Below are 12,438 nucleotides of genomic sequence, written 5' to 3' on the forward strand. Positions count from 1 at the left end.
AAACAATAAAATACTAGTCTAGAGCGCAAGCTCTAGCGAATAGTATGTTGATATAACTAAGAAAGGTAAAACTAGTGGTTGACGTAAATCGTTTTAAAAGTATGCAAATCACATTAGCCTCACCAAGTAAAGTCCGTTCATGGTCTTATGGTGAAGTTAAAAAACCTGAAACAATCAACTACCGTACATTAAAACCTGAACGTGAAGGTCTCTTTGATGAAGTTATCTTTGGACCAACTAAAGATTGGGAATGTGCGTGTGGTAAATACAAACGTATCCGTTACAAAGGTATTGTTTGTGACCGTTGTGGTGTTGAAGTAACACGCGCTAAAGTTCGTCGTGAACGTATGGGACATATTGAGTTAAAAGCTCCAGTGTCACATATTTGGTATTTTAAAGGTATTCCATCACGTATGGGCTTAACGCTTGATATGAGTCCACGTGCACTAGAAGAAGTTATTTATTTTGCGGCTTATGTCGTTATTGATCCAATGGATACACCATTGGAACCAAAATCACTTCTTACAGAACGTGAGTACCGTGAAAAAGTTCAAGAATACGGTTATGGTTCATTTATTGCTAAAATGGGAGCAGAAGCGATTCAAGATCTCTTGAAAAGAGTTGATCTTCCTGCTGAAATTGCTGAACTAAAAGAAGAGTTAAAAACAGCAACAGGACAAAAACGTATTAAAGCAGTTCGTCGTTTGGACGTTCTTGATGCCTTTAACAAATCTGGAAACAAACCAGAATGGATGGTTCTGAACATCTTGCCAGTTATTCCACCGGATCTTCGTCCGATGGTTCAATTAGATGGTGGTCGTTTTGCAGCGTCCGATTTAAATGACTTATACCGCCGTGTTATTAACCGTAATAACCGTTTAGCTCGACTTCTAGAACTTAATGCTCCTGGTATTATTGTTCAGAATGAAAAACGGATGCTTCAAGAAGCAGTAGATGCTTTAATCGATAACGGTCGTCGTGGACGTCCAATTACTGGACCAGGAAGCCGTCCATTGAAATCATTAAGCCACATGCTTAAAGGTAAACAAGGTCGTTTCCGTCAAAACTTGCTTGGTAAACGTGTTGACTTCTCAGGTCGTTCCGTTATCGCTGTAGGTCCAACTCTTAAAATGTACCAATGTGGTGTGCCACGTGAAATGGCTATCGAGCTCTTCAAACCATTTGTTATGCGTGAAATTGTTGCCAAAGAATACGCTGGTAACGTTAAAGCGGCTAAACGTATGGTTGAACGTGGTGACGAACGTATTTGGGATATTCTAGAAGAAGTTATTAAAGAACACCCAGTACTTCTTAACCGCGCACCTACCCTTCACAGACTTGGTATCCAAGCTTTTGAACCAGTTCTTATCGATGGTAAAGCCCTTCGTCTTCACCCACTTGTATGTGAAGCCTACAATGCCGACTTCGATGGGGACCAAATGGCCATCCACGTACCATTGTCTGAAGAAGCACAAGCAGAAGCACGTTTGTTGATGCTAGCAGCAGAGCACATCCTCAATCCGAAAGATGGTAAACCAGTCGTTACACCGTCACAGGACATGGTTTTAGGGAACTATTACCTAACAATGGAAGATGCTGGCCGCGAAGGTGAAGGAATGATCTTCAAGGATATTGATGAGGCAGTTATGGCTTATCAAAATGGCTACGCTCATTTACATAGCCGTGTTGGTATAGCAGTTGATAGCATGCCGAATAAACCTTGGAAAGATAGTCAAAGACATAAAATCATGGTAACCACAGTTGGTAAGATTTTATTCAATGCTATCATGCCAGAAGATCTTCCATATCTACAAGAACCAAACAATGCCAACTTAACAGAAGGAACACCAGACAAGTACTTCTTAGAAGCTGGTCAAGACATTCAAGAAGTCATCGATAATTTACCAATTAATGTTCCTTTCAAAAAGAAAAACCTTGGTAACATCATCGCGGAAACTTTCAAACGTTTCCGTACAACAGAAACATCAGCCTTCCTTGACCGTTTGAAAGACTTGGGTTATTACCATTCAACACTGGCTGGTTTGACAGTGGGTATCGCCGATATCCCAGTTATTGATAATAAGGCTGAAATCATTGAAGCTGCTCACCGCCGTGTTGAAGATATTAATAAAGCTTTCCGTCGCGGTTTGATGACTGAAGATGATCGCTATATTGCAGTAACAACAACATGGCGTGAAGCTAAAGAAGCACTTGAAAAACGTCTGATTGAAACACAAGATCCAAAGAATCCAATCGTTATGATGATGGACTCTGGAGCTCGTGGTAATATCTCTAACTTCTCACAGCTTGCCGGTATGCGTGGTTTGATGGCCGCTCCTAACGGACGAATCATGGAATTACCAATCCTGTCAAACTTCCGTGAAGGTTTGAGCGTATTGGAAATGTTCTTCTCAACCCACGGTGCGCGTAAAGGTATGACCGATACAGCCCTTAAAACGGCCGACTCAGGTTACCTCACACGTCGTTTGGTTGACGTTGCTCAAGATGTTATCATCCGTGAGGACGATTGTGGAACAGACCGTGGTTTAGTGATCAGAGCGATTACTGATGGCAAAGAAGTGACTGAAACACTTGAAGAACGTTTACAAGGCCGTTACACACGTAAATCTGTTAAACATCCAGAAACGGGTGAAGTTCTTATCGGAGCTGACCAATTGATTTCTGAAGACATGGCTCGTAAAATCGTTGAAGCAGGTGTTGAAGAAGTAACAATTCGTTCAGTATTTACTTGTGCAACCCGTCATGGTGTTTGTCGTCACTGTTATGGTATTAACTTGGCAACAGGTGATGCAGTTGAAGTTGGTGAAGCAGTTGGTACAATTGCAGCACAATCTATCGGTGAACCAGGTACACAGCTTACCATGCGTACCTTCCACACGGGTGGTGTTGCGTCAAATACCGATATTACACAAGGTCTTCCTCGTATCCAAGAAATCTTTGAAGCACGTAACCCTAAAGGGGAAGCTGTTATCACTGAAGTTAAGGGTAAAGTTGTTGACATCGAAGAAGATGCCTCAACACGTACTAAGAAAGTATACGTTGAAGGTAAAACTGGCAACGGTGAATATGTCGTACCATTTACAGCTCGTATGAAAGTTGAGATTGGGGACGAAGTTAACCGTGGTGAAGCCTTAACAGAAGGTTCTATCCAACCAAAACGCTTGTTAGAGGTTCGTGATACACTTTCAGTTGAAACTTACTTATTAGCAGAAGTTCAAAAAGTATACCGTAGCCAAGGGGTAGAAATCGGGGATAAACACGTCGAAGTAATGGTACGTCAAATGCTTCGCAAAGTACGTGTTATGGATCCAGGTGATACAGACTTGTTACCAGGTACATTGATGGACATTTCTGACTTTACAGATGCTAATAAAGAAATTGTTATCTCAGGTGGTATCCCAGCGACATCTCGTCCAGTTCTTATGGGTATTACAAAAGCTTCGCTTGAAACCAATTCATTCTTATCAGCGGCATCCTTCCAAGAAACAACACGTGTTCTTACTGACGCTGCAATTCGTGGTAAAAAAGATCACTTGCTTGGTCTTAAAGAAAATGTTATCATCGGTAAAATCATTCCGGCAGGTACTGGTATGGCACGTTACCGTAACATTGAACCGCAAGCGATCAATGAAGTTGAAATCATTGAAGAAACAGAACAAGCAGAAGAAACTGTCGTTACAGAAGCAGAATAAAGAAAAAGGGCTCTTAGGAGCTCTTTTTTGATTTGATAGCTAAGAAGGAATCAGATGAGCAGATATTTTTCCAAAAGGTTCTTATTCGTATATAATAAGCATAAGAAGAGGATGGATAATATGTATCAAGTGATTAAAATGTATGGTGATTGGGAACCTTGGTGGTTCATTGAGGGTTGGCAAAATGATATTGTTGACGAAAAAGAATTTGACCAATGGGATGAGGCGTTAGCCTTTTATAAGCAAGAATGGCAACACATGAAAGATGACTTTCCTAGTTACCACAGTCAAAAAAATTTATTAGCAACCTTCTGGAGAACCACAGATAAACGATGGTGTGAAGATTGTGGGGATGACTTACAACAATTCCATTCGATTCTATTGTTAAAAGACCGTGATATTATCCCATCTGATCAGTACGTGATAGCCTTTGAACAACGTAATGATACCCCAGCAGCACCTTATATGTGTAAATTAAATTTTTGATATGAAGAATTAAGAAGCAAGTTTTAACAAAACTTGCTTCTTTTTTTCGAACTAAAAGATAAGGAGGATGTCATGATACAAAGCTTAGGCATGCAATTGATTCAAGAAGCCAGTCTCAAACAAGCACAAGATATTTATCTCATACCTCAAAAAGACTCTTATCAAGTTTTTATGAGAGTTGGAGATAGTCGGCAAAAAATAGGAGATTATGAGTGGAAGGATGCGATAAATCTCATTAGTCATTTTAAATTTGTCGCAGGTATGAATGTTGGCGAGAAAAGAAGAACACAACTAGGGTCCTGTGATTATCACATAGATCAGCAATGCCTTGTCTCCTTGAGACTGTCAACAGTGGGTGACTATCGCGGGCATGAAAGTTTGGTTATCCGCCTTTTAGCCACACAAGAGTCACAATTACATTATTGGTTTGACAGTTTTGAAAGGATTGAAAAAGCCATTCATGGTCGAGGTCTTTATTTATTTGCTGGTCCAGTAGGTTCAGGTAAAACACGGTTGATGTACGCGTTAATGGAAAAATATATGCAGGACAGCCAAATTATTACGATTGAAGATCCTGTTGAGATTAAGCAAGATGCTATTTTACAACTCCAAGTCAATAATAGTATTGGAATGACTTATGATAACCTGATTAAATTGTCTTTGAGGCATCGGCCTGATTTAGTGATTATAGGTGAAATACGTGATACAGAAACAGCACAGGCTGTTATTAGAGCAAGTTTGACGGGGGCCATGGTTTTCTCGACCATTCATGCTAAGAGCATTCCAGGAGTTTTCTCTCGACTGATTGAACTCGGTGTAAAACGAGATGAATTGTTAAACTGTCTCAATTTGATAGCTTATCAACGGTTAATTGCAGGAGGAGGGCTAATTGATTTTGCCACAGAAAAATTCGAAGAGCATACCCATAATCAATGGAATCAAGAGGTTGAGCAACTTCTTAAACAAGGATATATCGATAACGAAAAAGCCAAGTTGGAAAAAATTAAAGGCTAAACAACAATACCAGCTGATCAAATTATTACATAATCTTAGTCTAAGTGGGTTTAACTTGAACGAAATGGTATCTTTTCTTGAGAAGGCACATCTCTTAGAGGATCATTTTGTTCAAAGAATGAAAATAGATTTAATGAATGGACGAGATATTTCGGAAATGATGGCCCATCTTGGATTCTCAGATGCATTGGTAACACAGCTAAGTTTAGCTGAAGTCCATGGGAACACCACCAACTGTTTAGCAAAGATAGAAGATTATATGGCTCAATCCAATCGGATTAGACAAAAAACCATTGAAGTCATTACTTATCCTATGGTCTTGATGACCTTCTTAATCGTGATTTTGATGGGCTTACGCCATTATTTACTTCCGCAAATAGGAGAGGAAAACCAGCTAACACATTTTCTAAATTTATTTCCGACAGTATTGCTTTTGACTTTCTTTGCTATGATTGCGGTAGTAATCTTCCTCAGACTCTGCTGGCGAAAAAAATCCCAGTTAAAACAATTATTAGTGTATAGTAAAATCCCTCTTTTATCAGCTGTTTTACAATTGTATCTAACTGCCTATTATGCGAGAGAGTGGGGCAATCTTATTGCACAAGGTGTTGAACTAGCAACTATTTTGCAACTGATGCAAAAGGAAAAATCCGTATTGATGCGGGAAATGGGTTCAACAATGGAAAAAGCTTTGTTGGAAGGGAAATCTTTTGACCAGTCTGTGGGCATCTTCCCATTTTTTAAAAGGGAATTGAGCTTAATGATTGAATATGGAGAAATCAAAGGAAAACTCGGTCAAGAGTTAGACATTTATGCACAAGTCAGTTGGGAAAACTATTTTAGAAAGTTACGACAGATGACTCAATGGTTACAACCCCTCATTTTCATACTTGTAGCCATTATAATCGTTATGATTTATGCGGCAATGTTATTGCCAATGTATCAAACCATCGGAGGTGAAATATAAATGAAAAAATGGATGAAAACTTTAGAAAACAAGAAGGCAAAAGCTTTCACACTTTTAGAAATGAAGGATAGTAAAATTCTTTATATCTTCCACTTGATAACGATAGCCTCAGCCGTGACCTGAACCTTATTGATTAAGGCTTTTACTAATATTTTTTGTTGCTCATAGTCAATACTAAGAATGTCTTCAGCTTTGAGCACCTGCCTCATGTGCTCTTTTTTCTCTTGTTGTTTAATGGCAGGGTCATTCTCTAGCTCAGTCTCAAGGTGTGCTCTAGTAGTTGTAAATTCAAGGGCCTTTTCTTTCAGTTCTTCTAGTGTGATACGGTCATCTATATATAGGTCATTGAGTCGCTTTAGCTTGTTAGTGAGGCTGTCTATTTGCTTTTGATAGCTTTCACGGTCTATAGAGGCAGTATCAGGATCTGAGAAGAGCTCATCAATGTAGCTAACATCATTCTGTAGCTTACTGATTTCCTGAAGTACATAGGACTCTAAAACGTGTTTTTCATAAGCTCCAGAGTGGCACTTTTCGTTATTGTTGTAGACAGTCACGCCTTTGGTTTTTCTAGGGTGTCTTTGATAACATTCATATCTGATATATCTAGTACCGTCTTTTCTGACCATTCCCATTATTATTTTTAGAGGAGCGTAGCAGTAACCACATTGGGCAATACCTGATAACATATATTTTGCTTGAAATGGTCTAGGATTGAAGTATTCAGCCGCTGTCCGTTGTCTTATCTTGAGTTCCTTCTGAGTTTTGTTGTAGACCTCCTCAGAGATAATAGGCTCATGGTTTCCTGGATAAATTTGATTTAGATACTGGTTGTAACCGCAATAAACAGGGTTATCTAAAATTCCTCTGATTATCCTATAATGCCAGGCTGGCTTTTTGGGGTATTTATCATTTATCCTGTCTCTTATTTTAGTGATTGACATCCCTTGTAAATAGAGATGATATATTTCTCTGACAACGATTGCCTCTAATTCATTTACTATTAGTTCGCTACGTTCTTTGTTGTAATTGTAACCATAAGCCGCCTTAGCCCACATCATAGGTTTTCCTGACTTAGCTCGGCCTAGTTTGCCTAGCTGCATACGTTCTTTGATTTGCTCACGTTCAAGCTGAGCGAATACGCTTAATAGGCCTATCATAGCTTTTCCAAAAGGGGTGGAGGTGTCAAAATTCTCCTGCAAGCTAAGAAAAGCTATATCATTCTTGATAAATACATCTTCTATCAGATAAAGTGTATCCTTTTGGCTACGGCTTAGGCGGTCTAATTTGTAGACTAAAACAGTATCAAAAGCTTTCTTTTTAGCGTCCTTGATCAGTTGCTCTAGGGCTGGGCGCTCAGTATTTGAACCTGAAAAACCACCGTCCGTATAGACATTGTAGATTGACCAATCTTTGATATTGCAGTAGCTAGTCAGTTTGTCTTTTTGTTCATCAATTGAGTATCCCTCCTCAGCCTGATTTGTTGTCGATACTCTGACGTAGATAGCTACCTTATTTGTTGTAATCATTGTTTTTGTACCTCTTTTAAAATTCTCTAAAAAATGATAAAATGAGTACAAGAAAAGACTTCAAAAGTGACTAACTTTTGAAAATACTTTCTTGTTGCTTTGCCCCACGCTCAGAGTCGCCAAACTTTGAGAGCGTGGGGTTTTTTTATTTATTTATCTAAGTTAGCTACCGCAAAATCAGCTTCCTCTTGAGTAAAATGTTCAAATGTTACTAATTGTTCTCTCACGGCTTCAGGTGACATAGCAACAGTTTTTACGTAGTCTTTACCTTTTTTTAGAGCTTGTTGGTTCCAGTCTGTTTTCACATTTTCAACAGCATATTTAGCAGCTTCAGGGGAGAATTTTTCAATGTCAATTAACTGAGTTTCTAAACCAGCTTTAGACATTCCTACAGTATCAAGGTATTGCCCAGCTTTTGTAAGAGCTGTTTTATATTCCATTGGGATCTTAGGTTCTTCCTTTTTCGCTTCTGATGGTTTTGATGATTGCACTGTTTTATCATCTTTTTTAGCATCAGAGGTGCTAGAAGAATTGTTAGAGCAAGCAACTAGCAATGTTGCAGACAATGAAATTAATCCTAAAGAAATTAATTTTTTCATAATATATTTCTCCTGCCAGCTTTTATTGTGGTTCAGGCCTTGCACATTTTTGTTAAATTAAGTTTTTGAATTCTTCTTGTATCATTTGCTGACCCCAAGTTGTTGAAATTTTGTAGGTATTAGCAAACTGCAACCAATTAAAATCATATATGTCATTGTTAAGTAAGTATTCTCTCAATAATTCTCTAACCATAAAGCGGTCAGCCTCATTTTCATACTTAGTAAGTAATCTTGCATAATGTTTTGGATCATGATTAATGTGCCCAATTTCATGCAATATTACTTTTTCTTTTTCTAAATCAGATAGATTTTGATTTACATATATAGTCCGTATATCTGGAAAGTAAAACCCTGAACGTTCCCACATTGTTTCAGGAAATGTAAATAATTCTATCTTGTATTCTTCCAAAATATCATTTATCTTCACTATTCCCAACCCCTAACGAGAGCTTGATGATAGCTTCTATTTTTTCGACATCATTGTCTGATAGGGGTTTTCCATCAAACATTACAACACGTTCACGTAGATTTGAAAGGTCGATAGATGGAATTTCTTTTTCTTCAGTTTCTCCATCTAAAATATAATCACTAGTAACTCCAAAAATTTGAGCTAACTTAATCATATTTTTGCCAGTAGGAAGATTTGTACCACTTTCCCATTTTGAAATCGTACTTTGAGATTTGTAACCAAGCATACTAGCTAGATCTAATTGTTCAAGACCTTTATTCTCTCGCAGCTTTTTAATTCTTTGGCCAACTTCGAAATGTGTTGTCATTTTATTTACTCCCAATTTTTTATAAGTACATTATATAGTAGAAATGATTTTATATCAAGTAAAACAGTAAAAAAATCAAAAAAACATGAAAAAAAATCAATTAAAGTATTGACATATGATTTTAAATCATTTAATATATAATTATAGCTAAGCTATTAAAAAATCTAACAATTGAAAGGAGATTAAAAAATTGCCAAAACCTAATGTAACAATCGCAGAACTAAGAATGCGAGAAAACAAGATGAGTCAAAAGGAATTAGCGGATGCTATCGGTGTATCTACGCAAACCGTCAACGCATGGGAAAAAGATATAACGATCATTAAAGGTGAAAATCTAATTAAGCTTTGTCGCTATTTCAATGTGAAAGCCAGTGATATTCTCGGGGCTTAAAATTTTATCATAAACATGATTTTAAATCATATAGAAAGGAAATCGGATGAACGAATTAGTTAATATTACACTAAATGAAAATCACGAACCGGTTGTTAGTGCTAGAGACTTACATAAAGGATTGGAAGTTAAAAGTAAATATAATGATTGGCTGAAACGGATGTTAGATTATGGTTTTTCGGAAGGTATTGATTATATAGCTATTACTCAAAAAAAAGTAACAGCTCAAGGAAATCAATCTGAATTTATTGAGCATGTTTTTAATTTAGATGCCGCTAAAGAAATCGCTATGATCCAACGAAATGACAAAGGAAAAGAAGTACGCAAATACTTCATCCAAGTTGAAAAAGATTTTAACAGCCCTGAAAAAATCATGGCAAGAGCCTTACTGATGGCAGATCAAAAAGTGCATAAGCTAGAGGCGCAGATTGAAGCTGACAAGCCAAAGGTGATTTTTGCTGATGCGGTAAGTGCAAGCAAGTCATCTTGTCTGATTGGTGAATTAGCAAAAATCCTGAAACAGAACGGCATTGACATTGGTCAAAACAAGCTTTTTCAGTGGTTACGTAGCAATGGGTATTTGATAAGTCGAAAAGGGGAAAGTTGGAACCAACCAACACAGAAAAGCATGCAGCTTGGTTTGTTTGAACTCAAGAAAACCAATATAAATCACGCTGACGGCCACACAACGGTAAATACCACAACAAAAGTTACAGGCAAAGGGCAACAATACTTTATCAATAAGTTTTTAGATCAGAAATATCTTGTTTAGAAAGGAACAATATGAAATTAACAACTTTGGAAAAATCAATCGTCGAAGCAAAATTCGCGAATATTTTTGAACGGTTAGAAAAACTTGAACAAAAAGAACCTATTGACTTAACAATAGATTCTGAAAAATTAGTTAAAGCTATAAATCCTGATGATTTAACAGACGAAACTAATATTTTAAAAATGGAAAATAGTGAACTACGAGAAGAATGCAAGTTTTTACATAAAATGCTTATTGATGAGCGAAGATTTATTTTAGAAACACTTAAATATGACTCAATCGAAAATTATAGAGCTCTTGTTCATTCTAATCGAGAACACGAAAAAGAGTTGCAAAAAGCAACTCAAGAGTAATCAACCTCTATGATAAGCAGGCATGCAATATGCGCATCCGTCAAACGTCCAAATAGGTCGTTCATGTCGAGCAGCTTCCATTGCTTGAAAATCATAATCATATTCACCTAGATAGGTGCGATTATATAGATCAGGAAGATGACCACAAGAATATTTGTGAACTTCATGGTTTCCGTTGAAATCGGCATTGTCATTGTAACAGTATTTTGCCATACGACTCTCCTTTCTATTAGTTTTCATGAATAAAAGAGTGTAAAGGTTTTACTCATGAAATTATTATATCAGAAAGGAACGAAAAACACAACATATTGTGTTGGTTAATTTTGGTCAGATACTATATGTTGTTTTTGCGGTGTAAAACTATGTGGGAAAAAATCGAAAAAATATTGAATGATAGAAATCTAAACATGAGTCAGTTGGCAAAACTATCCGACATTAATAAAAGTCACTTTAGTGATTTAAAAAGCGGAAAAATAAAAAATTTATCATGGACTAACATGGTTAAGTTAGCTGATGCACTTGGCATTAGCCTAGATGTGTTCAGATAAACGCAAAAAAGCACCTGACGGCAATCAGGCACTTACTAAAAACTTTACGAGGTAATTATATCATGAAACAGAAAAAAAAGACATGGAAGCCACGCATTATAAACATTATGGCAGATGGCTCTGTAATTGAAGACTTGACAGGATATGTCATACCATCTGGTCATGCATACTATGACATCATCAGAGGAATTAATAAGCATGAACTACAGAAAGGAGCGTAAGTAGTGGATAAAATCTTTCACAGATACATCTAAAAACTATACCGCAATGAACAATGAATTTTTACAGGATAAGGAGCTCTCACTAGAGGCCAAGGGTCTACTAGCAACAATACTGACAAATAAGTCTGATTGGAGCATACACATCACAGAGTTATCAGATAGGTCTGCTAGTTCACTACACAAGCACAAACAAGCATACTATGAATTACAAAAGGCTGGATACCTCCTAAGTCTTAAAAACGGTAAGGTCGGTTGGGTCATCTTTGCATCTGATAGGAAGTTTACAGAGTTTGGTATAAAGCTTTGTAAGGACAGAATGTACTTATCCACAATTCACACAGAAAGTTAGAACTTTCCGTATTACAACAAGTTGTATTACAACTAGTTCTATTACAACTATTTGTTATACAACCCCTAATAAGTACTAATACATAATAAGTACTAATAAATAATAATCACTAATAAATAACAAGTCATACTTATTAAATAAAGAAAGGGATAACTCAGTTATCCACAGGTAAAAATCATGATTGACAAAGACAGAATTATCCGAGACCAACAGAAGAAGATTGAACGTATCGAAAAGCTACAAGAGGAGCTACATCAGATTTCCATCTATGGAATGATAAGCTTGAAATTTTTACAGATTTTCAGAGACGACACAGATGAAATTGAGGCTGTGATAAAAAACATGCACAAACTATCACATGCCATTGAGGATGTTTTAAATGGTGAAGACCCTGAAACAGCTTTGAAAGATATATTAGCTAATGGAATCTTTGAAAAAGATGACGAGGAGGAAGACTAATGCTAGAGAAATTGAAACGATATTTTGGACTAGATGAACTGGTAAAGGCTGAGCCAACTCAAACCGATAGCACTCTGATTGAGCTAAAAACCCTTAAAGCTGAGAACCGTAGGCTTAAAGGTATCGTTGATCAAAAAAACGCCTTACTACAAGAACTGTCTCAGGAAAATATGGCTATTGGACGTGATCGCCAACAAATGGCTGACATCATTGCAAGACAGCAGCGACTGATTGACGCTTATGCAACTCTATCATCTTGAGGAG

At 37.1% G+C, this 12,438-nt stretch carries 16 protein-coding genes; 11 read left to right on the forward strand and 5 right to left on the reverse strand.

Going from position 1 to position 12,438, the window contains the following annotated elements:
• Positions 1-74 precede the first annotated feature (74 nt).
• The 4 genes from rpoC to comGB all read left to right on the forward strand — a co-directional run bounded on the left by rpoC (position 75) and on the right by comGB (position 6,180).
• Positions 75-3,713: a DNA-directed RNA polymerase subunit beta' gene (rpoC, locus tag DQM95_RS00755; protein ID WP_111685884.1), complete on the forward strand. Its 3,639-nt coding sequence runs from the start codon at positions 75-77 to the stop codon at positions 3,711-3,713.
• Positions 3,714-3,833: 120 nt separating this feature from the next.
• Positions 3,834-4,199: a DUF1033 family protein gene (locus DQM95_RS00760; RefSeq protein ID WP_041817508.1), complete on the forward strand. Its 366-nt coding sequence runs from the start codon at positions 3,834-3,836 to the stop codon at positions 4,197-4,199.
• A 72-nt stretch (positions 4,200-4,271) separates the two neighbouring features.
• The gene (gene comGA / locus DQM95_RS00765; RefSeq protein WP_037592994.1) at positions 4,272-5,213 is read left to right on the forward strand and encodes a competence type IV pilus ATPase ComGA; all 942 of its coding nucleotides are present in this window, start codon (positions 4,272-4,274) and stop codon (positions 5,211-5,213) included.
• Positions 5,146-6,180 carry a competence type IV pilus assembly protein ComGB gene (gene comGB, locus DQM95_RS00770; RefSeq protein ID WP_408646205.1) on the forward strand — a complete coding sequence of 345 codons (1,035 nt, stop codon included), beginning with the start codon at positions 5,146-5,148 and terminating at the stop codon, positions 6,178-6,180. Before comGA ends, comGB begins: the two co-directional genes overlap by 68 nt.
• A gap of 80 nt (positions 6,181-6,260) precedes the next feature.
• Here comGB and DQM95_RS00780 read toward each other — a convergent pair whose 3' ends face one another.
• From DQM95_RS00780 to DQM95_RS00795, 4 genes are all read right to left on the reverse strand, one after another.
• Positions 6,261-7,706, reverse strand: a complete 1,446-nt coding sequence (locus DQM95_RS00780) for a recombinase family protein (RefSeq protein ID WP_037592992.1) — start codon at positions 7,704-7,706, stop codon at positions 6,261-6,263.
• 149 nt (positions 7,707-7,855) lie between these two features.
• On the reverse strand, positions 7,856-8,305 hold the full coding sequence (locus DQM95_RS00785; RefSeq protein ID WP_037592991.1) for an Ltp family lipoprotein: 450 nt from the start codon (positions 8,303-8,305) through the stop codon (positions 7,856-7,858).
• 52 nt (positions 8,306-8,357) lie between these two features.
• Positions 8,358-8,735: an ImmA/IrrE family metallo-endopeptidase gene (locus DQM95_RS00790; RefSeq protein WP_037593023.1), complete on the reverse strand. Its 378-nt coding sequence runs from the start codon at positions 8,733-8,735 to the stop codon at positions 8,358-8,360.
• On the reverse strand, positions 8,719-9,081 hold the full coding sequence (locus DQM95_RS00795) for a helix-turn-helix domain-containing protein (RefSeq protein ID WP_037592990.1): 363 nt from the start codon (positions 9,079-9,081) through the stop codon (positions 8,719-8,721). Before DQM95_RS00795 ends, DQM95_RS00790 begins: the two co-directional genes overlap by 17 nt.
• A gap of 190 nt (positions 9,082-9,271) precedes the next feature.
• Between DQM95_RS00795 and DQM95_RS00800 the strand changes: the two genes are divergently transcribed.
• Genes DQM95_RS00800 through DQM95_RS00810 form a run of 3 tightly spaced genes read left to right on the forward strand, consistent with a single transcriptional unit; the run spans position 9,272 to position 10,597 of the window.
• Positions 9,272-9,472 (forward strand): helix-turn-helix transcriptional regulator, encoded by a 201-nt coding sequence (locus DQM95_RS00800; protein ID WP_037592989.1) that lies wholly within the window; start codon positions 9,272-9,274, stop codon positions 9,470-9,472.
• A gap of 46 nt (positions 9,473-9,518) precedes the next feature.
• Positions 9,519-10,244, forward strand: coding sequence for a phage antirepressor KilAC domain-containing protein (locus DQM95_RS00805; protein WP_037592987.1), 726 nt, complete (start codon positions 9,519-9,521; stop codon positions 10,242-10,244).
• Between the two features lie 11 nt (positions 10,245-10,255).
• A complete protein-coding gene (locus DQM95_RS00810; RefSeq protein ID WP_037592986.1) occupies positions 10,256-10,597 on the forward strand; it encodes a hypothetical protein in 342 nt (113 codons plus the stop codon).
• Here the strand turns inward: DQM95_RS00810 and DQM95_RS00815 are convergent, their stop codons facing one another.
• Entirely contained in the window at positions 10,598-10,810 is a 213-nt protein-coding gene (locus DQM95_RS00815; RefSeq protein WP_037592984.1) for a hypothetical protein, read from the reverse strand.
• 149 nt (positions 10,811-10,959) lie between these two features.
• Here DQM95_RS00815 and DQM95_RS00820 point away from each other — a divergent pair, with 149 nt between their 5' ends.
• From DQM95_RS00820 to DQM95_RS00835, 4 genes are all read left to right on the forward strand, one after another.
• Complete coding sequence (locus tag DQM95_RS00820) at positions 10,960-11,145, forward strand: helix-turn-helix domain-containing protein (RefSeq protein ID WP_037592983.1); 186 nt, start codon at positions 10,960-10,962, stop codon at positions 11,143-11,145.
• Positions 11,146-11,207: 62 nt separating this feature from the next.
• Positions 11,208-11,366, forward strand: coding sequence for a BOW99_gp33 family protein (locus DQM95_RS10020; RefSeq protein ID WP_170123115.1), 159 nt, complete (start codon positions 11,208-11,210; stop codon positions 11,364-11,366).
• Between the two features lie 526 nt (positions 11,367-11,892).
• A complete protein-coding gene (locus tag DQM95_RS00830) occupies positions 11,893-12,174 on the forward strand; it encodes a hypothetical protein (protein WP_037592981.1) in 282 nt (93 codons plus the stop codon).
• On the forward strand, positions 12,174-12,434 hold the full coding sequence (locus DQM95_RS00835; RefSeq protein WP_037592980.1) for a hypothetical protein: 261 nt from the start codon (positions 12,174-12,176) through the stop codon (positions 12,432-12,434). Before DQM95_RS00830 ends, DQM95_RS00835 begins: the two co-directional genes overlap by 1 nt.
• The last annotated feature ends 4 nt before the right edge of the window (positions 12,435-12,438 follow it).

Source organism: Streptococcus uberis, assembly GCF_900475595.1.
GTDB lineage: Bacteria > Bacillota > Bacilli > Lactobacillales > Streptococcaceae > Streptococcus > Streptococcus uberis.

Coding starts and splice junctions, on each gene's coding strand:
- DQM95_RS00830 (WP_037592981.1), top strand. CDS start 11,893: ATGATTGACAAAGACAGAATTATCCGAGACCAACAGAAGAAGATTGAA.
- DQM95_RS10020 (WP_170123115.1), top strand. CDS start 11,208: ATGAAACAGAAAAAAAAGACATGGAAGCCACGCATTATAAACATTATG.
- comGA (WP_037592994.1), top strand. CDS start 4,272: ATGATACAAAGCTTAGGCATGCAATTGATTCAAGAAGCCAGTCTCAAA.
- DQM95_RS00780 (WP_037592992.1), bottom strand. CDS start 7,706: ATGATTACAACAAATAAGGTAGCTATCTACGTCAGAGTATCGACAACA.
- DQM95_RS00815 (WP_037592984.1), bottom strand. CDS start 10,810: ATGGCAAAATACTGTTACAATGACAATGCCGATTTCAACGGAAACCAT.
- DQM95_RS00795 (WP_037592990.1), bottom strand. CDS start 9,081: ATGACAACACATTTCGAAGTTGGCCAAAGAATTAAAAAGCTGCGAGAG.
- DQM95_RS00760 (WP_041817508.1), top strand. CDS start 3,834: ATGTATCAAGTGATTAAAATGTATGGTGATTGGGAACCTTGGTGGTTC.
- DQM95_RS00820 (WP_037592983.1), top strand. CDS start 10,960: ATGTGGGAAAAAATCGAAAAAATATTGAATGATAGAAATCTAAACATG.
- DQM95_RS00835 (WP_037592980.1), top strand. CDS start 12,174: ATGCTAGAGAAATTGAAACGATATTTTGGACTAGATGAACTGGTAAAG.
- DQM95_RS00785 (WP_037592991.1), bottom strand. CDS start 8,305: ATGAAAAAATTAATTTCTTTAGGATTAATTTCATTGTCTGCAACATTG.
- DQM95_RS00810 (WP_037592986.1), top strand. CDS start 10,256: ATGAAATTAACAACTTTGGAAAAATCAATCGTCGAAGCAAAATTCGCG.
- DQM95_RS00805 (WP_037592987.1), top strand. CDS start 9,519: ATGAACGAATTAGTTAATATTACACTAAATGAAAATCACGAACCGGTT.